17 protein-coding genes and 1 pseudogene are annotated in these 19,192 nt (G+C 46.5%); 2 read left to right on the top strand and 16 right to left on the bottom strand.

Annotated features, from left to right (window positions below):
• Positions 1-13: 13 nt before the first annotated feature.
• The 16 genes from hisB to METLU_RS0118495 form a co-directional block, all read right to left on the bottom strand.
• Positions 14-607, bottom strand: coding sequence for an imidazoleglycerol-phosphate dehydratase HisB (gene hisB / locus METLU_RS0118575; RefSeq protein ID WP_027159535.1), 594 nt, complete (start codon positions 605-607; stop codon positions 14-16).
• 444 nt (positions 608-1,051) lie between these two features.
• A complete protein-coding gene (gene typA / locus METLU_RS0118570; protein WP_027159534.1) occupies positions 1,052-2,863 on the bottom strand; it encodes a translational GTPase TypA in 1,812 nt (603 codons plus the stop codon).
• A 161-nt stretch (positions 2,864-3,024) separates the two neighbouring features.
• Positions 3,025-3,417, bottom strand: coding sequence for a rhodanese-like domain-containing protein (locus METLU_RS0118565; RefSeq protein WP_027159533.1), 393 nt, complete (start codon positions 3,415-3,417; stop codon positions 3,025-3,027).
• Between the two features lie 7 nt (positions 3,418-3,424).
• A complete protein-coding gene (locus tag METLU_RS0118560; RefSeq protein WP_051300009.1) occupies positions 3,425-4,009 on the bottom strand; it encodes a class I SAM-dependent methyltransferase in 585 nt (194 codons plus the stop codon).
• A complete protein-coding gene (locus METLU_RS0118555) occupies positions 4,009-4,917 on the bottom strand; it encodes a LysR family transcriptional regulator (protein WP_027159531.1) in 909 nt (302 codons plus the stop codon). The genes METLU_RS0118560 and METLU_RS0118555 overlap by 1 nt, the downstream gene beginning before the upstream one ends.
• 521 nt (positions 4,918-5,438) lie before the next feature.
• Positions 5,439-7,325, bottom strand: a complete 1,887-nt coding sequence (locus tag METLU_RS25840; RefSeq protein ID WP_051300007.1) for a polysaccharide biosynthesis protein — start codon at positions 7,323-7,325, stop codon at positions 5,439-5,441.
• Between the two features lie 74 nt (positions 7,326-7,399).
• Positions 7,400-8,395 (bottom strand): MraY family glycosyltransferase, encoded by a 996-nt coding sequence (locus tag METLU_RS0118545; RefSeq protein WP_027159530.1) that lies wholly within the window; start codon positions 8,393-8,395, stop codon positions 7,400-7,402.
• Between the two features lie 9 nt (positions 8,396-8,404).
• Entirely contained in the window at positions 8,405-9,355 is a 951-nt protein-coding gene (locus METLU_RS0118540; protein ID WP_027159529.1) for a UDP-glucose 4-epimerase family protein, read from the bottom strand.
• Positions 9,352-10,503 (bottom strand): glycosyltransferase family 4 protein, encoded by a 1,152-nt coding sequence (locus tag METLU_RS0118535; RefSeq protein WP_027159528.1) that lies wholly within the window; start codon positions 10,501-10,503, stop codon positions 9,352-9,354. The genes METLU_RS0118540 and METLU_RS0118535 overlap by 4 nt, the downstream gene beginning before the upstream one ends.
• A 239-nt stretch (positions 10,504-10,742) precedes the next feature.
• Positions 10,743-11,192, bottom strand: coding sequence for an acyltransferase (locus METLU_RS29010; RefSeq protein ID WP_269209296.1), 450 nt, complete (start codon positions 11,190-11,192; stop codon positions 10,743-10,745).
• Between the two features lie 305 nt (positions 11,193-11,497).
• Positions 11,498-12,412, bottom strand: a complete 915-nt coding sequence (locus METLU_RS0118520) for a glycosyltransferase family 2 protein (protein WP_027159526.1) — start codon at positions 12,410-12,412, stop codon at positions 11,498-11,500.
• A complete protein-coding gene (locus METLU_RS0118515; protein WP_027159525.1) occupies positions 12,409-13,647 on the bottom strand; it encodes a hypothetical protein in 1,239 nt (412 codons plus the stop codon). Before METLU_RS0118515 ends, METLU_RS0118520 begins: the two co-directional genes overlap by 4 nt.
• Positions 13,607-14,278 (bottom strand): glycosyl transferase, encoded by a 672-nt coding sequence (locus METLU_RS25835; RefSeq protein ID WP_036243272.1) that lies wholly within the window; start codon positions 14,276-14,278, stop codon positions 13,607-13,609. Before METLU_RS25835 ends, METLU_RS0118515 begins: the two co-directional genes overlap by 41 nt.
• 81 nt (positions 14,279-14,359) lie before the next feature.
• Positions 14,360-15,631 (bottom strand): lipid II flippase MurJ, encoded by a 1,272-nt coding sequence (locus tag METLU_RS0118505; protein ID WP_027159524.1) that lies wholly within the window; start codon positions 15,629-15,631, stop codon positions 14,360-14,362.
• 177 nt (positions 15,632-15,808) lie between these two features.
• Complete coding sequence (locus METLU_RS0118500; RefSeq protein WP_027159523.1) at positions 15,809-16,696, bottom strand: NAD-dependent epimerase/dehydratase family protein; 888 nt, start codon at positions 16,694-16,696, stop codon at positions 15,809-15,811.
• Positions 16,689-17,597: a glycosyltransferase family 2 protein gene (locus tag METLU_RS0118495; RefSeq protein WP_027159522.1), complete on the bottom strand. Its 909-nt coding sequence runs from the start codon at positions 17,595-17,597 to the stop codon at positions 16,689-16,691. The genes METLU_RS0118500 and METLU_RS0118495 overlap by 8 nt, the downstream gene beginning before the upstream one ends.
• A 535-nt stretch (positions 17,598-18,132) precedes the next feature.
• Here METLU_RS0118495 and METLU_RS29325 point away from each other — a divergent pair.
• Both METLU_RS29325 and METLU_RS0118480 read left to right on the top strand, forming a co-directional pair.
• Positions 18,133-18,279, top strand: a pseudogene (locus METLU_RS29325) (transposase); the annotation flags it as partial.
• A gap of 652 nt (positions 18,280-18,931) precedes the next feature.
• Complete coding sequence (locus METLU_RS0118480) at positions 18,932-19,189, top strand: NAD-dependent epimerase/dehydratase family protein (protein ID WP_027159519.1); 258 nt, start codon at positions 18,932-18,934, stop codon at positions 19,187-19,189.
• Positions 19,190-19,192 lie beyond the last annotated feature (3 nt).

The following is a 19,192-nucleotide window of genomic DNA, read 5'->3' as shown; positions in this document are numbered from 1 at the left end:
AACGGGTTCGAAATTAAAGGCTGCCTTTGGTTGAAGGCATCATGCCAGCCATTCTTGGGTCGGCGGCGATGGCCATGCGTATTGCCCGCCCCATGGCTTTGAAGATCGTTTCTGCAATATGATGAGCGTTAGCGCCCTTCAAATTATCAATGTGAAGCGTAACGCCGGCATGATTGACAAACCCTTGGAAAAATTCGCGGAACAAATCCACATCAAAACTGCCGATCATGGCCTTCGGGAATTTCACTTCGTAAAACAGGCCTGGACGACCTGAAAAATCAATCACCACTCTGGACAATGCTTCATCCAGAGGCACATAGGCATGCCCGTAACGATAAATGCCTTTTTTATCGCCGATAGCTGCAGCAAAGGCTTGGCCCAATGTAATCCCGATATCTTCCACCGTATGATGATCATCAATTTCCAAGTCACCTTTGGCATCGATTTCGATGTCGATCAATCCATGTCTGGCAACCTGATCCAGCATATGCTCAAGAAAAGGTATTCCGGTTAGAAATGAGGCTTTTCCCGATCCATCCAGGTTAATTTTAATATTAATTTGAGTTTCAAGCGTATTGCGCTCTACTTCGGCAGTGCGTTGATTCATGATTTAAAGGGCTGAATTAATGTCTATCAGCATTTTACTATGAATTAGCGGATTTCGCAGTGATTGTTAAATCATTGTCGCTCGGGCCGGGTATACTGTTTTTTTAGCAATATAAAAGATGAAGCCTGCCTTACAAAAGGCGACAATTTTGCACGTAATCTTTTGCTTACAACAATTTCCGCCTTAGCCGGCTTTTTTTCTTGGAACTTTTTGAGAGAATAGTTACATCGCCAAACAGGATAAGGATTTCAAGGACTTTTCAATAGGATGTTGCCAAGGATGGAACTAAGCCAACCAAGCTGGCGATTTTAGGCCCCAGCGCACTTTAGTGCCCTGGGGCTTTTTTATAAAATTCAAATCCCTGCCGAACTGCAATGTTAAACGACAATGGCCAGGATACAGGTGGCAGGGACCTCCCTGCCACCTGTATCGCTTATACATTGCTTAGCCTTTAGCAGCACGTTTACGCTCGTTCTCAGTTAAATGCTTCTTCCTCAAGCGGATTGATTTTGGCGTCACTTCTACCAGTTCATCCTCACCAATAAACTCCAGAGCTTGCTCTAAAGTCATTTTTTGAATCGCTGTTAAAATCAAGTTTTCGTCTGTACCGGCAGCGCGAATATTCGTTAGCTGTTTAGCTTTGGTCGGGTTGACAACTAAATCATTGGCGCGTGAATGTATGCCTACCAACATTCCTTCATACACTTCATCGGCATGAACCAGGAACAACTCGCCACGCTCCTGCAAAGCAAACAATGCATAAGCCAACGCCTTACCCTGCACCATGGAAACCATCACGCCTCGTTTGCGTGTGCCCAGTTCGCCTTTTTTCACTGGACCGTAGTGATCAAACACGTGGTACAACAGACCTGAACCTGATGTAGCGGTCATAAATTCGGTTTGAAAACCGATTAACCCGCGTGACGGAATCATATATTCCAGACGAATACGACCTTTGCCATCGGGCACCATGTTCAGCAAGTCGCCTTTACGCTCACCCATTCTTTCCATGATTGTGCCTTGATGAGCCTCCTCTACCTCAATCGTGACCATCTCGAAAGGCTCGCATTTTTCACCGTCGATTTCTTTCATAATCACTTCAGGCCGGGAAACGCCCAGTTCAAAACCTTCACGACGCATATTTTCAATCAGGACCGATAAATGCAACTCGCCGCGGCCGGATACTTTAAATTTGTCCGGATCAGCCGTATCTTCAACTCTTAGCGCCACGTTGTGCTGCAATTCTTTTTCCAAACGGTCGCGGATCTGCCGAGAAGTCACGAACTTGCCTTCTTTGCCGGCAAATGGTGAATTATTGACCTGAAAAGTCATCGTCACTGTCGGCTCATCGACCGTTAACGGTGGTAATATTTCTACTGCATCCGGATGGCAGATCGTATCGGATATTTCCAACTTTTCAATACCGGTAAATGCGATAATATCGCCGGCACGTGCTTCGGGCACTTCGACGCGGTCCAACCCGTGAAAGCCGAAAACCTGCAGCATGCGGCCTTTACGCTCAACGCCTTCTCTATTAATGATCACCAGTGGCATATTCGGCTTAATTGTGCCGCGTTGGATGCGGCCAATACCTATTACGCCAACATAGGTGTTGTAATCGAGCGTAGTTACCTGCATTTGGAAAGGACCGTCTAAATCAACGGCCGGCGGACTGACTTTATCAACAATTGTCTCAAACAAAGGCGTCATATCGCCACCTGTGACCGATGGATCAAGACCAGCATAGCCGTTTAATGCCGATGCATAGACAATCGGAAAATCCAGCTGCTCATCGGTTGCACCAAGGCGGTCAAACAGATCAAAAGTTTGGTCAACCACCCAATCAGGACGGGCGCCAGGACGGTCAATTTTGTTGATAACCACAATCGGCTTTAAGCCCAAGGCAAAGGCCTTTTGAGTAACGAATCGTGTCTGCGGCATAGGTCCGTCAACGGCGTCAACCAGCAATAATACGGAATCAACCATCGACAAGACGCGCTCAACTTCGCCACCAAAATCTGCGTGGCCCGGCGTATCCACAATATTGATGTGATAACCGTTCCAGTCCAGCGCAGTATTCTTGGCCAAAATCGTGATACCACGCTCTTTTTCAAGATCATTAGAGTCCATAATCCGCTCTGAAACCTTGGCATGTGCGGCGAAAGTTCCTGATTGTTGTAGCAGCTTGTCAACCAGCGTCGTTTTACCGTGGTCTACGTGGGCAATAATGGCAATGTTTCTTAATTTTTGGATCACTTTTAAATATACTCTAATGTTTAAATGAACAGGCGCGCGGAATCGAGCGCGCTCCGGTTAAAAAATCGGGCAGGGAAAAGATGGCAGGAGGCCATCATAACGGCAGTTTAAGAGGATGCTGGACACGCCCGGCTTGGTCCAACCTGACAAGGAAATGGAGATTAACTTTGCTCCCAGGGCAGACCTTTGAATCGCCAGCCATTTAGGTTACCGCGATGCTTGTTCTCATCCAAAGCACCTTCGAAACCGTCAGCAATATTGATTAAATGCTGGTAGCCCGCCTCTTCCAGCGCCTTGGCCGCATCCAGCGATCGCTGACCGCTACGGCAAAGCAGTAAAACCGGCGCCTGCTTGTCAGGCACAGCCTTTTCGACCTCGGCAACGAATTGTGGATTAATTTGCCAATCGGGCGCTTCTTTCCAGGGAATATGTACGGCACCTGGCGGATGGCCGACAAACGTGTGTTCCATCTTGGTTCTTACATCCACTAATACCGCATGAGCATTTTGTTGCAGCAAATCCCAGCACTGTCTAGGATCTAAATTTTCTATCATCGTTCAACTAAGTCTCTATGTATTTCTGGCCGATAAACTGAGCCTCGCCCCTTAAACCCAGATTTTTATTGCCGATTAAGCCATTGTCTCTGAAAAAAACCACGCGCAACGGCGAGAACAAACCCAGTAACTCGTTTTCTGCCAGCAGATAGTCAGGATTATTGGGACCATGCCGGTTAACTTTTTCTCGCGTATAAGTCTGATAAAAAAGCAATCCGGCCGGATTAAGTGCGTCTATTATCGCACCACTTAGGGCGCGGTCAAGAAACCGGCTCACGACGATAACATCAAACTTCAATTCTGCCAAGCTGTGACAATCGATTTTTTGCTGGCGGGCATTGATATTTAACCCCTGCAGAGCCGCATAAGCTGTTAATTTTTCAATTGCGACAGACGAAATATCCAAGGCTGTCACTGCCAATCCCTGTTGTGCTAAAAAAATAGCATTGGCGCCTAGACCGCAAGCCAGATCCAGAGCGGTTCCAACTTCAGGCAGTAAAAACACATTGTCGGCGAGCACCTGAGCCGGCAAATATGCTTCATGCCCGGATTGACTATAAATGCGGTCCCATTTGCCGATTAACGCATCCATTATTCAGTCCCAGGCATACTGACCCTGTGCTCCAGCCATTCCTGCAGAAAATCCATAAAGCTTCTGACCTTAGCCGACAAGTATTTCCTGTGCGGATAAACCGCATGAATATCCAATGGCGGCAGTATGTAATTTTCCAGCACCAGCTTCAGTTTGCCTTTTTCTATATCGCTCCCGACGATATAAGTGGGCAGCATAACCAAACCTAAGCCATTGATGGCGGCGATACGGATCGGATGCGCCGCATTGGCTTGCATCCGCCCGGACACATGTATAGCCTTATAACCGCCTTCATCTTTAAATTCCCATTTACCCCTTGGAGGAATCGCCCAATTGACCAGACAGCTATGATGCGCCAAATCTTCCGGCGTCTGCGGAATACCGTACTGTTCCAGATATTCGGGTGAGCCACAGACGACCAATGACGAACTGGCCAGTTTCCGGGCCACCATGCTGGTATCTTCCAATGCGCCCAGATGAATAGCAAGATCAATCCCTTCGTCGATCAGATCCCCCGGACTGCCTTGTAAAATCATGTCAACGTTTAAATCCGGGTGTATTTTAAGAAATTCAGCCAAAGCGCGGGAAATGTGCGTCGCGCCAATCACAGGTGGGGCACTGATTTTTAAGACACCTCGCGGCTCAGTCTGTAGATGCGTTACGGCCGCTTCCATCTCTTCAACATCACCGAGCACCTGCTGACAACGTTCCAGATATTGGGAGCCCACATCGGTCAGGCTTAAGCTGCGCGTAGTTCGGTTGAATAAGCGCGTACCCAAATTACTCTCTAGTTGCATGATGTGCTTGGTTGCCATCGCCCGTGAAATCCCCAAATCACGTGCACCGCCAGCAAAGCTTCCGGCCTTTGCCACCCGAACAAAAACATTCATGCTGGTCAATTTATCCACTGCTTTCCCTCTTCATCTTGAAAATAACAAATTTTGAGTTCTGTTTTAATTTTTAGAATTATGATTCGTCACTTTTTCTGGATATTTATACAGGATTGATTGAAATGATAGATGCGCCAAGCTCAGGATGATCTTGGATCATGGATGATAATGAACTAAAAATTAGATTGTTATTTATTTCTTAATAAGAAACAATTCATTTATTATTTATCATATTGTATCCAATAAATATCCACTGTATAGTAGATTCTAACTGACAGATAAATAAACTAGTCAAGCTGGGCTTATTGTTTTAGCTCAACTTAAAACTTTTGGCTATAAAGCTACTGGTCTAAATCTTCCAATTATCTTTTTTGTAATTGCTGCAACTCGCAGAAACAATACAATAAGAGTCAAATTGAACAGTTAAGCTCGGCAGGATTAACTACACTCCTAGTGTTATACCTACAAGCAGATCCTCCTCATAACACTCTGCTTGATTTTTTGCCTCCCTATGCAAAGCATAGGGAGGTTTTTTTTATCTACAGGTTAGCCGACATCAAATTATTCACCGCAATCTCGCCCTTAGCTTCATATTCGGGAAACTCATCTTGATATTCGGGCACAAGACTTCGTAAAACTCTCAAAATCTCAGTTTCATTATCCTGTTGACAGACCTGAACTAGCTTCTCAATATGGGTTGTCCACAAAACTTCGTCATATAACCGCGCATTAGCCAATAATAATTTTTCATAACCGGTAGATCTGAGTTGCTCATGTTCATGAAATAATTCCTCGTGCAGTTTCTCACCGGGTCTTAAACCTACGAATTTAACTTCTATATCATCGCCGACCCGCTTGCCGCTCAAACGAATCATTTGCTCGGCCAGATAAGCAATCTTTATAGGCTCTCCCATATCCAAGACAAAAACCTCACCGCCTTTGCCGGCGACTTCAGCCTGCATAATCAACTGGCAGGCTTCCGGAATCGTCATAAAATAACGCGTAATATCGGGATGAGTCACCGTAACCGGTCCTCCGGCTTTGATTTGCGCTCTGAACAAAGGCACGACACTACCGGCGGAATCCAGTACGTTTCCAAAGCGCACAGTCATAAAACGCGTGCCATCACGGCTGTTCAAATTTTGGCAGAGTATCTCGGCCGCCCTTTTGGTTGCGCCCATGACATTGGTCGGGTTAACGGCCTTATCGGTGGAAATCAAGACAAAGCGCTCAATACCGACCGCGATCGCCTCTTCGGCAACCGTCTTGGTGCCAATGACATTATTATGCACAGCTTCTCGTATCTGATTTTCCAGTAACGGTACATGCTTATAAGCTGCGGCATGAAAAATAACATCGGGCTTTAATTTTCGGATAACATGACGCACCGATAACCTGTCTGCGACATCCCCTAAAACAGCCTTGAGCTTTATTTCAGGGTGGGACGCTCTTAACTCGGCATCTATTTTGTATAAATTAAATTCCGACTGATCGAAAATAATCAGCTTGGCCGGATTGACTCTGGCCAGCTGCTTACAGAGTTCCGAGCCGATCGATCCGCCTCCGCCGGTCACCATGATGCTTTTGCCGTGAAGATTGTCAGCAATCAGTCGCCAATCCAGATGAATCGGATCACGGCCTAAAATATCCTCAATCGAAACGTCACGCAAACTGCCACGCGAAATCCTGCCTGACAATAAATCCTTAACCGATGGCAAGGTTTGAAAAGGCACCTCACACAGCTCGCATGTTTCGATGATGCGCCGCATTTGGCTATCTGTCGCCGAAGGAATGGCGATCAGTATCACCTCAATGCCCAGCTTTTTTATAAATACCGGTAATTGTTCGATATCGCCGACTACCCGAATGCCTCTAATTTCTCTTTTCCGCTTATGACGATCATCATCGACAAAGGCAACCGGTAAATAGCCGGAATTGGTTTTGCCCAGCAAATCCCTGACCAGCATTTCTCCCGCCGCACCAGCACCGACAATCAGGGCTCTCTTGCCTGAGCGCTCCATCAGAATATTTTCCTTCCAGAATCGATAGCAAAAGCGGGGCACGCTCAACAGTAGCAACAATAAGAACAAATACAGTGGCAGTGCGGCGCGTGGCACACCGTCCAGGCGGTTGTACAAAAAGAAACTCAAGGCAATCAAGCCTATGCCGATCAAAACCGCTTTAGTGATTCGGATTAAATCCGGCATGGAAGAAAAACGCCAAACGCCGCGATACAAGCCTAGAAACCAAAAAACACCCCCCTGGATAACAACGACATAAGGCAAATCTTGCTTGATATCCTGTAAAAACCTATCGGGAATGACATCCAAATTAAAACGCAGCCAGTACGCGCCAAACCAGGCCACGGCCACCATGGCCAGATCATGGATAAAAATAGTCGTGCGGGAGCGGAATTTAAATTTCACAAATTGGGATATGCCTGTCACGAAGAAAAAGTAACATCTTACAAAACACTGCAGTATACCAAACTATCATTGGTTCATGCGTTGCCTGCTTCAAACTTAACAGTAACATAAATCAGCGGCAAATAGGCTATTATTAATCCGGGTAACGCATAGGCCGGGTATCTGAATACAACTGATGCGGCCGGCAACAACCAGCATAAATTAATGCCCCATACGACCAGAATCACTTTCAAGTGACCATATCGTTTTGCGGCTTGCTGATAGGCATGAGAACAATGTGCTTCGTACCATTTCCGCCCGGTAATATAACGGCGTACCAAGGTAACAGTAGCATCCGTTATAAAGACCGCGAACAGAATCAGCCCGATATAAACATAAACGGGATCACTATGGCCGGCCATTAAAATCAACAGGCCCAATACAAACCCCAGAAATCCGCTGCCGACATCGCCCATAAAAATTTTCGCCCTCGGCCAATTCCACAATAAAAAACCCAGTGAAGCAAAACACAACGCAAAAGCGATAAGCGCAAGCTCATGACCGACAAAGCTCAAAAAGCCGGCCAACGCTCCTGATATAAATATGGCTTCGGAAGCGGCGATCCCGTCAATGCCATCCATAAAATTGAACAGATTAAGCAGCCAGACCAAATAAACCACGCCTAGCGCATAACTCAAAAGACCCAATTCCACATGTAAATCGCCTATGACTAAAGATGGAAACCCTTGTATCATATAAAGAGCTATTCCCGCTGCTGCCATATGCACTAAAAAACGCCAACGGGCCGGTATGTGCCGATGATCATCCCAGAAACCGATCCCGGCCACCAGCAGACTCGTCATTATAGGCAGAAAACCGGTCAGAGCTATGCTTCCGCCAAGAAACAGCATCAAAGTAGCCACGAAAAAGGCCAGAACGATGCCCAAACCACCGCCTCTAGGGGTCGGCATCCGATGGGAACTGCGCTGGTTTGGAACATCCAAAAGATTATTTTGTGCGTAAGCCTTGAGAAAATAAACGCTCAGCCATGACAGCGATAATACGCCAATTGACAGTAATATTATAAGCATGCAGTTCTTTTATTGCTTTTGCCCCATAAACCAGGCAACCGTTTTTCTTACCTCTTCATCCACTGAATACGGCGGTGTCCATTGCAACTTATTGCAGGTTTGCTGAATATCAACTTGCAATGAAGCACAAAGCCGGCTTATCTCGGGCTTTTTACCGGCTATTTTGCCTAATCCGTATAACCAGCCTAAAGGCAGCGAGAGCAATCGCACCGATCGCCGCATATGAGTAGCCATCATTTTGACCAGATCAAGTGTAGACATATCATAGCCGTCAGATACCAGAAAGACCTGGCCATCAGCACTGGGATGATCAATACAGGTCTTGATCAAATCACATAGATTATCGACGCTAACCATGCTGCGCTTGTTATTGACCTTGCCCAGCGGCAAGGGGCACCCCGACTTGACCAACTTCAATAAACGCAAAAAATTGCCTTTAACGCCAGGCCCATAAGCCAAAGGCGGGCGGATAATCACGATCTCCAGCCCGGTTTCAGCACTGACTTTTCCCAGTACCTGCTCGGCTTCCCATTTGGACAAGGCGTAAGGGCCCTGAGGGGTGACATTATCGCCGGCAGAAAATGCCCTGTCAGTCTGGTCGCCGTTCACCTTAATCGAACTCAGATAAATAAAGCGCCTGACGCCATTGGCCGCAGCCTGCCGTGCAAGGTTTTCAGTCCCTGCCACATTGACTTCGCGAAAAGCCTGTAGGGAATCAGCCACCGTTTCTTTCATGACATGCACGCGCGCGGCCAGATGCACCACGACATCAATATCCAGCAAAGCGTCCTGCCATAATGTTCCGGCATTGATATCGCCAACCACAATGGCAGCAGACTGATCGGTGCAGGATACGGATGAGCGAACTGCGCCTTTTACATCAAAACCGGCGGCAATAAGCTCTGCGAGCAAGGCTTTGCCTATAAAACCATTGGCGCCCGTAACTAACACTTTATTCATGGCAATAATTCTTTATATAAAGACAGTGTTTCAGAAATCACTTGCTGCTCGGAAAAGTCACGCTCGACAATTTCTCGGCCTTGTTTTCCCATCATTTTTCTGATCTCCGGATTTTGAATCAACTGCGCAAGCGCCTCTGCCAGCGCTTCTATATCGCGGGCCGGCACCAGCAAACCGTTAATACCGTGTTTTACTATTTCACGACAGCCGGGGATATCAGACGCAACAATCGCTCTTTCGCAAGATGCGGCCTCAATCAAAATGCGCGGCACACCCTCGCCATAAAAGGTGGGCAATACCACGATATTGGCTTGCGCAAGCAAGCGGGGCATGTTTTTTTCAGTGCCCAGCCATTTTATTGCCCCTTCACGGCTCCAGGCTTCCAGAACCCGTTGATCGATGGCATTAACCGTTGAATTATCGATGATACCCGCAACCTGTATCGAAAATTTCAGGCCCTGACTACGCAGGCGTTTTGCCGCTTCGATCAAATCGCCAAGGCCTTTATCCCATAACAGCCGGGCCGCGAACAAAATAATGGGCGTATCGGTTTCACGTTCAGCGGCTGGTTCATAGATGTCCGGATTCACTCCAGCGCCAAGAATAGTCACCGCTTCGTGACTGTCACATAATCCGGTATTGATGAAGTATGCCCTGTCCTCATTGTTTTCGAATATGATTCTGCGTTTGATATCTTTTTTCTTTGACGCCTTATAGAGCAGCCTAATAGCGGGTCTTATCAATCTGGTCGATAGAGCTTTGCCAGAAAAAATAATGCCGGTGCCAGTAATACTTAATAAATAAGGTATTTTTAGTAAGTGGCAAATCAATCCTACATAAATATTAGGCTTGATGGTAATGGCATGAACTACATCCGGTGAAATGGATTTAAGCAACTGATAAAGATCCACTAGCCCTTTCAAATTAAAGAAGGGGTTCAAAGACTTGCGATCAATATTCCATTGATGACAAACAAGCCCGTATTGGCTGAAGCTGTCCGTCAGCCGAGTATCCGTCATCCCCATCACCAGATGAACCTCCGCCCCGGAATTCAAGGTCGCAAGCGCGCGCTGGAGCCAGTGTAGCTCAAAATACCAGTCTACATTAATGACATAGACGAAGATGGGGGCTTTCTCAAAATTATGCAAAACAGCTCTCATTTATTAGGCGCATGCCTGATGAAACACAAGTTTGGATATTTATGCGCTTTATAGCGTTCGCAAATAAGGGCATCGGCTTTCTATTATCAATGGGCAGACATAGAAAGAATATCTTGCGGACTGTCTATAAATTGGTCCATTCTAAAACAAGATTCTAATCTTTGACATTAAAGAGCCACTGTTATCGAAAACATAGGGCTATGAATCCGCTTCAACAACTACAACTCCTAAAGCTGTTTTTTACTCATCAATGATGCTTGTTGTATTAAAAAAGCCTTTTTTTTAGCTCTAGAAAGGCCTTTTGTATGAATAATATTGGCCTGCATACCGTTCCAATAATCCTCGGCTGTCTTGATAAACCTTGCGGGAACGCCCGCGTAAACAGCATTTGCCGGCAAATCTTTGGTGACGACGCTTCTTGCGCCAATGACGACATTATCACCTATCGTGGCACCTGGTAAAATCAAGCACTCAGCACCAATAAACACATTATTGCCTATTTTGATCGGCTTGATTATATCGATGGAAGGGGCTTTTTCACGAAAAATCCAGACGCCTCCGTCATGAGTGATAAACGTGCTGGAAGTGATACTGACATGATTGCCTATCGTTATCAAATAAGGTTCCGAACCAAAATCATTTTTACCGATTAACCGGCAATTATCGCCGAAAGTCACCCCTTGCTTCCTGAAATAGCCGATGGGGTTGTTTCTATATCTAATCCAGTTATATAAGCGCCTGATCATATTAAGCAATATAGTTCAGAAATTTTAGGAACAAAACGACGAGTATACCGCCTCGTTAGTTTTTGAGCCCGGTAAATTCAGTTTTAAATTCAATGTCCAGCTTCATGTACAGCCAGGCAGGACAATTATGCTTAAAAGACAAGATATATGAAGACATATCGGAGTATTCGCCTATCATTTTTGATTTTCAATGATAGCAAAAAACTCGCGCCTTCCGCGATGAGTTTGGCCTGATGTCAGTATGCACTGTTTAGAATCAACTGTAGTTTTAAAATGAGATTATCAGTTTTTTTTTGCATGTATAACGGAGTTTCAATAGCATAACCTATTCTCTGTAATAACCCGGCTTGCCGGTAAGCAATAAAGGTCGAAAGCAAGTGTACGTCATCGGCGCTTAGATCGCTTTTATACCGTTCAAGAAATTCCTTGGACTGGGCAATTCTGGAGTTCTTCTTCCGATTCAGAAAAAAACGTTTGATCCTGCCCAGCCAAAAAGCGAAGCCGTTTTTTGCGCCGACTACATTGCCGCCATGCTGCCTGTACAGCATAGAAGGCTCCTGGTCGTAGATGACCTGTCCGAAGCAGGTGGCCACCAGATAGACCCACCAATCATGCATGACCAGATTTTTGGTATTAACCTGGTTTATTTTCAGCATACTCAACAGGCTCTTGTTTATAACCACTGTGCAACCTGTCGTGATATTTTGCACGATGGCATTTTTGAAGCTGATCTCTTTTGCAGGCAACTGAGATTGCCAGAGAAAACGCCCGTTTTCGTCAATGGCTTTATAGCAGGAACAGTACATGGCCGGCCCTGACGAGTTTTTTATCCGATCAACTGCACGGGTGAGCTTGTCGGGCAACCAGATGTCGTCCTGGTCGGCAAAAGCCACAAACCCGGCATCCGGCGGAATCTTCTTAAGCAAAGCAAAAAAACTGTTTATGACACCCATGTTATCGCCATAGTCTATTTCGATATGGGCATGGTTTTGCGCAAAGGACGTCAATATAGTCCGAGTTCCATCGCTTGATCCGTCATCACGTATGTAGAGTTTGATTGACACCGAGCGCTGAGCAAGAATGGATTCGAGCTGTTCCTTTAAAAAACGCTCGCCATTGTAAGTTGAGAGAATGACATGGACTTCGGTCATAGCATATTCATGGGGGTTGCGTTTTGTTCGAGTAGGCTAAACAAGGCGGCGCTATCACCGGCCATCATCCGTTGTTCGGCGTATTGCTTTGCATTCTCCAGACAGGCGTCAAAATAGGTTTTATCTTGCAGGCTTTTGATAATGGCTTGTAGATCTTCCGGAGATTCGGCCTGCAGTTCGCATCTGTGCATCAGTTCGACGGACAAATAACTGGCAAGATATTGCACAGGCAGGCTGTCAAACAGCGGCGCTTCAAACAGGACGGTGGAGTAAAGCGAAAGGGTGATGGCATGCCGGGACAACGCAGTCTCGAGAGGTCCCGAGTCAACGGAAAAAGAGCGGTTGCCTATGAACGCGGCAATATCCGGCATAATATTGTCGCTGGGATGAGGGCGCAGGGTAATAGTATCGAAAAAGCGGTAGCAGACCTCAAGGATTTGTTGAAAATGCGACAAAAGCTCCTCTCTGGCGATACTGACATCGGCAGGTTGCAGCACCAATAATAACTTGTTGGGTTTTTCGCTTCGCGGTGAGGGTAAAGGCATTTTGTAGCCCAGACGCCCGATGCAGCGTGTCTTGAGTCCCGGAACGCGCCGTTCTAAAAGCCAGGAATAATAATCAGACCAGGTAAAATAACTATCAACGTAAACCGGAAAATAATTTTCAACAACCGCGCCATGCTGGATGCAGGCTGTAGCGATAGCATGTTTTTTGGCGCTGGCTACCGCGTATGCCGGAAAAGGGTTTCGTTCGTTAAAGACGACCACCGACTTAATTTGCCGGACATTGCTTTTAATGTGGCTTTCTATGCATTCGCGATTGGTTAACGCTGTAAGTTCCGAAATAGACGGAATTTTCTGATGCGCATTTTTGCAGGCTCGCAAATAACGCCATGCGCCTTTAAAAAGCGTGGCTAACTGCCAGCCAACCATGCGCTGTTCCAGCGAGGCATCCGTTTTATCCAGTCGGGTCAGATAGTGCGCCGAGGCGATGAATCTAAGCGCGAGAGACGAACCGCTATTGACCAGCAATTCCGAGATTTTAATGGCATTCGGCCCATCAATGATGAACAAATGATAGGGTTCGGGTTCTTTTTTTGCAAAAAGCCGTATATGGCCCAGAAAAGTGGACAGTTTATGATAAATTGGAATGGTCACGCTAAACGAATGTTTCAGGCCAAGGCAATGATTGTTTTTATACGTGCATGCCGTCTTGTGTGCGAGCAAAACAATCATGCCACTCATCCGCCATGTCAGCATCCCAGTAATCCTTGAAGCAAGGTGTTCCGAGCGTATAGTGCAGCAGTTTCGCCTCGTAATTGTCTTCGTATTCGGTGGTCAGCCAGTTCCATTCCTTGGGCAATTCGCCTATTTCATTATCGTCAAGCCATGTAAAGCGGTGCAGGAAAGCGCCTGTCTGTTGCATGACGAATTCAGGCGTCAGGATTTTATGCTTAGGGTGAGAACAATTCCACAAAACCAGACTGGACCAGTTTTTTCTGGGGTAATCAAGATTTTTATTGCCAAGGTATTTGTTGTGTTCCTTGGTTTTGTAATCGTGCTTGATGCATAACACCGCTTTACTGTCATCGCGCAATGCCCACAATTTGGCGATATCATCGCGGCAAATCATGTCACCATCGGCAAAAATCGCCCAGCCTTGAAAATCACACAGAAAAGGCGTAAGGAAACGCGAATAAATAAAGGTATTGCTGCCGTCTGTATGGGTTTCCCGGTAAATATTGAGAGAATTTAATGCCAATGGCGTAAATGAAACAGGCTCCGAAGCCTTTTCCAGAATACTCTGACAAAATGTATGGTATGCGACAGCCTCTCGCTGATCGAAACCTATAATGATACGAATCATAAAATTCCCGGTTTTTTAATATCGCTATAGACGCTAGCTAACGCATTATATGACAAATCCCTCACCTTTCACCAGGCGATCTCAGGCCAAATTACCGACTTGCTTTAATTCACGCATCAGCGCGACATGTAATCCAACAGCATTTAATAACTGATAAGCGACAATTCCGGTTGCGATGCCGACAATGCCCAATGCATTAAACGCCAGCACTTTTATACCCGCGCAAATGAAAAAATTGATCATCGCAAGCCTGACGACTACAGTTGTTCGGCCCAATGCATAAAGGCAATTGCTCGCCAACTGACCCGCCATGCCTGCAACCAGCATGCCGCCCATCACCGTCATGAGCTGCCACAACATATCGATTTGTCCCGCGCCGAATTTCCCATAGCCGACCAGCACATTCAACCCCCATTTCCCGCATAAACCAACTAAAGCCCATACGGCCAGTGTCATCGCCCCGGTCAGCAGCAGTTTCTGCCGGTAATTCCGCCAAAGCTGAGAATTATCGCCCGATTTCATATTCTTTGCCGCAAACGACAGCAAAGGCGTGGCGAATACTTTATCTGTGATCGCCAGAAATGCCCCATAAAGCTGATTGCCGAAGGTCAACAAGCTGATACCACCTACGGGACCGAGTGAAGCCAAATAACGGTCAATAACAGGACCGGTTTTGTAAATGGATGCGCCCAATAACAGGACGCGCGCGCGTTGCCGGACCGTTTTAACCATCGCACGATCATATAGTGAGGGCGCCCGCCAATCGACCCATCTGCACAACATCACAGTCCATAATGTCCATCGTATGACAGCCCCCCAGGCGACTGATGTGATGCCATAAACGGGTATGGCATGGAACACGCCGACTAGCACGACAATACTGGCGATCAATTGCGACAGTTCCGGATAAATGAAACGTTGCTCGGCATGATAAGCCGATTTCAACACCGTTGTCAGCCCGCCAAAAATCAGTGTAACGGACATCACTTCAGCCATTTCAATCGTCAAGTCGAGCGACTGGCCCGAAAGTCCCGGCGATAACAGCGGAACCCACAAATAAGCCGATAATCCCAGTATGACCGCCATCACAACATAACCTAAAAGTGACTGTAGCAGCAAAGATTTTACGGTTCCGGTCAAATATTCCCTGGATAACCCCGTTAACAAAGGCACCAGCACCCTGATCAGAATATCGCTCAAAATTGTCAGTGGAATTAAGGTCAGCACCTGTGCCGAAAAATAGGCATCGGTATCGGCGCCGGGACCTATATAGACCAGAACCAGCCATTGGGTAGCCATGGCAATAGCCAGATTCAGAGCGGCTAATCCCCCCAGGGAAAAAATAAATTTCATTGCTACTAACAGCTTTATGTCAAGATTGGAATTTTAGAGGGAATGGATAACATCCATTCAATTATGACGGGTGCTACGCCTAGCCCAAAATAGCGGCTATACGTTACGTCGAGATTTTGCAGGATAAACTATCTTAGTCGAGCTTAAGCCCTCGATTTATAGGTTGTTAATATGCTGTCAGTCTTTATTGTTTAAAAAACCTCTCGGCCTAAACCCCAGATCCTGTGCCGCCTCCTCATGGTCAAAAATCATATCCTGATTCATGCGAGACACCATTTCAACGTTTAAAGACTTGAATCTGGGCAGGATTCGTAACAACATCACGGCGTATCGAAACATGCCTAATGGCAGTGATAAAAAAACGGGCGTTTTCCCCATCGATAAAAATATGCGCTCAACCATTGCCCGGTAAGTCAACTGCTCTTTACCAGACACAATATAAGAGCGGTTTAGTGCTTGCCCTGAAAAAAGAGCCGAACAACAAGCATCAACAACATCCTCGACATGTACGGGCTGCCGCTTGCCTGTGGCTTTGCCAAGCAAAGGAAAAAAGCTGAAGCGTTCAATAAAACGCGCTATCCTGGCAATGTTTCTGTCCTTGCCATAGCCATAGATCATGGTCGGCTGAATAATGACCCATTCCACGCCTTGTTTTTCGGCCCACGTCGTTAAGCTTTCCTCACCGCTGATCAGGTGCTCGGCGAGTGCCTGCTCCGATTCGTCCCTGGACGCCGTCTTGGTAAAGCGACTGGTTGAACTCAAGGCCACGATACGACGTGCACCATAGGCTTCCAGCATCGGAAACAGCTCAGCCAAAGCCCAGACAGGCCCCAGGCTTATCCAGTTTTCAATCGCTTGCATCTCATCAGAGTAAGGCGCGCCCGACGAATCAGTGCCCTTTCCTAGAACACGCCAACTTATATTTGACGTATAACAATCAGTGCTAATTTCTTGGGGTTTTCGCGAAAATGCCGTAATTTCAATATCCAGCCCGGCCAATCTATCTAAGAGATATTCTCCGACAAAGCTGGTCGCACCAATAATCCCTATCTGCTGTTTATCCATTGGACAACCCCAGGCGATGCACAATACGACAACCAGTAAAATAAACTGCCAACATGCAGAACCGCAGACCGATCCCGGCAGCAACCAGCCACATCAACGGCCCTGGGTACTGATGACTGAAAAACTTGCGGTAAAAGCGCATCATGCCCTTATGCTTGTGCCACTCTACAAATATGGGACGAGAACGGCCACATACGCCTTTGTGATGTACTATTCGCGCACCCGGCGCAAATAAAATTTTCCAGCCTCTCTGACGAAAGCGCATGCACCAGTCCAGATCTTCACAATGCAGGAAATAACCTTCATCCCAAAGCCCGACATCTTCAACCGCTTCACGCTTCACTAACATGCAGGCGCCGGAGATGGCCTCCATTTCGACAGGATGAACAGGCAAGGGCTGTTTGTGCAAATAGAAATCAAAGAACAGTTTCGGCCAGCGCTGCTCAAATCGGGACAAACCGAAGGCTCTTACAAAAGACCGCCAGGGCGTTGGAATAGCCCGTCGTCCGCCGCCCTGCTCCGTGCCATCGGGACCAATCAGCAATCCGCCTACCATACCAACCTCCGCATATTCATGAAAAACATCCAGCATAGCTTGAATGGCATTCGGATTAAGTTCACAGTCCGGATTAAGAAACAATAAATAGCTCCCTTTAGCGGCTTTCGCTCCGATATTGCAGGCTGCGGCAAATCCCAAATTCTGTGAATTCCGGATAATCCTGACTGCTCCCTGCGACTCATCCTGGGTACTCAAATTCGCCAAACTTTGGTCGGAAGAAGCGTTATCCACGACAATAATTTCTCCTACCTGATCAGCTGCAGAGTGAATACAGTTCCGAAGCATATCCCCTGCGTTATAATTGACAGTCACCAAGGTAACAGCATCAAGTTGTTTATTCATTAACCTCAAACTTTTCTCCGCTGCATCATTTTGCAGGAACGATTCGTTGTTTATTAGCTAAATCTCGCACACAGATATAACGTGAGCTAATTAAGTATATTGCTATTCACACCATGCTGTAGCTGTCCCTGAAATTATATATTGCATCTCTACTATTAAGATCACCTTGTCTCTCTGTGTAGAGCAAAGAATATAATGTGACTAAATTAAGGTTCTCAGATCGGTAGCAACATCCAGAATAAGCCTCTAAGCATGCTCTTAATAAATATTTAGACTAGTTTACAAGGCTACATGATATGGAGAAATCGCCATCTTGCCGGTAAGCGCTAGACCTATATGATATACGACCAATTCAGGAACATACAAATAAGGATATCTAACATAAACGGGAAAAATAGTCTGAATCCATATCCATTATGTAACAACCAAGAGGGTGTAAATAATTCCTTATAAACCGCTTATTTTCAAAGTCACACAATACGGCGGCACGATACCGCTTATTTTGCCGCCCGTGGTTTCATAAGTGGCTGATTCGGTACTGGAAAAGGTCATTGAATGGCGGACACGACCGCTGGATACGCTCCATCCGATCCTGTATCCAGACTGCATTATCGTCAAAATTCGCCTGGACAAGCGCGTTATTAACAAGGCGGCGCAGGCGCTAAGCGTCAATTTGTATGGCCCCATAATGCGCAATTCCTTCGCCTTTGTCAGCTGGAAAGATCGCAAGCTTGCCGTCCAGACAGACTTTTCCGCCCGCCAGGCTCGGCAACGCCACTTGAACCCAAAGCAAAAACGCGTCCTGAAAAGCTATAGGATCGCTTCTCTTCACCACATTGCTTAACCTGCGTGGACTGCCATCCGGCAACTGAAATCCGCGCAGTCAAGATTCTTTCTCCTCGGCAAATTCTTCCATGCCTGCCCAATTTTCTATATCACTCAGCACGCCCATAAGACGATCATTACAATATCACTCAGCTTGTGCAATTTGTTTTTCGTCTCTCGCCGCGAGGAAGGTCTTCGAGGTTTTCAATATGCGACATCGGCTTGGAAAGCAGCCTTATTCTCTCTGCAAAGCGGCTATTTTTATACACCTTGGTCCATCAATGGAGTATAACGCGATTGCCCTGCTAATTTGTCGTAAAACTTGCCCCCTATCACCTCGAAATGTATACTTGCCCTTTTTACAAGCAGTTGCGCATTCTTGGCGATCGAATTTCGGTTGCCCCCTGAAAATTCCATTCTGAATTCCAAGATTGAGAGGCTTTAGCCTTGCAGCGGGGCGATAACTTAGTAAGCGCTGCAAAACAGCAATCAGGAAATTCAAATAATCAATGAGCATTCTTGTTACCGGCGTGACTGGGTTTATCGGTTCAAATTTTGTGCTCGACTGGCTATATCAAAATAACAAGCCTGTCACCAACCTCGACAATCTAATTTACACTTGCAATATGGCGAATATTAATAGCCATATCTACGAATATAGTTCCCGCGCAAACGGCAAGCCTTACTCCGCACAAATTACTTTTGTGAGAAACCGCCTCGACCTGAATAGCCGCCGCGCTATTCTGAGCGCAAGCTGGTGCGCGTAGTTA

This window comes from Methylobacter luteus IMV-B-3098, from assembly GCF_000427625.1.
In the GTDB taxonomy this organism is placed as follows: domain Bacteria; phylum Pseudomonadota; class Gammaproteobacteria; order Methylococcales; family Methylomonadaceae; genus Methylobacter; species Methylobacter luteus.
Note: the sequence above shows the minus strand (reverse complement) of the source record. Positions and strands in the feature narration are given on the sequence as shown.

What these genes read in the sequence shown, in the direction of transcription:
- METLU_RS0118540 (WP_027159529.1), bottom strand. Translation starts at nt 9,355, where the DNA reads ATGAATAAAGTGTTAGTTACGGGCGCCAATGGTTTTATAGGCAAAGCC.
- METLU_RS0118505 (WP_027159524.1), bottom strand. Translation starts at nt 15,631, where the DNA reads ATGAAATTTATTTTTTCCCTGGGGGGATTAGCCGCTCTGAATCTGGCT.
- METLU_RS0118480 (WP_027159519.1), top strand. Translation starts at nt 18,932, where the DNA reads ATGAGCATTCTTGTTACCGGCGTGACTGGGTTTATCGGTTCAAATTTT.
- METLU_RS0118495 (WP_027159522.1), bottom strand. Translation starts at nt 17,597, where the DNA reads ATGAATAAACAACTTGATGCTGTTACCTTGGTGACTGTCAATTATAAC.
- METLU_RS0118545 (WP_027159530.1), bottom strand. Translation starts at nt 8,395, where the DNA reads ATGCTTATAATATTACTGTCAATTGGCGTATTATCGCTGTCATGGCTG.
- METLU_RS0118500 (WP_027159523.1), bottom strand. Translation starts at nt 16,696, where the DNA reads ATGGATAAACAGCAGATAGGGATTATTGGTGCGACCAGCTTTGTCGGA.
- METLU_RS0118560 (WP_051300009.1), bottom strand. Translation starts at nt 4,009, where the DNA reads ATGGATGCGTTAATCGGCAAATGGGACCGCATTTATAGTCAATCCGGG.
- METLU_RS0118515 (WP_027159525.1), bottom strand. Translation starts at nt 13,647, where the DNA reads ATGATTGTTTTGCTCGCACACAAGACGGCATGCACGTATAAAAACAAT.
- METLU_RS0118520 (WP_027159526.1), bottom strand. Translation starts at nt 12,412, where the DNA reads ATGACCGAAGTCCATGTCATTCTCTCAACTTACAATGGCGAGCGTTTT.
- METLU_RS0118565 (WP_027159533.1), bottom strand. Translation starts at nt 3,417, where the DNA reads ATGATAGAAAATTTAGATCCTAGACAGTGCTGGGATTTGCTGCAACAA.
- METLU_RS25835 (WP_036243272.1), bottom strand. Translation starts at nt 14,278, where the DNA reads ATGATTCGTATCATTATAGGTTTCGATCAGCGAGAGGCTGTCGCATAC.
- hisB (WP_027159535.1), bottom strand. Translation starts at nt 607, where the DNA reads ATGAATCAACGCACTGCCGAAGTAGAGCGCAATACGCTTGAAACTCAA.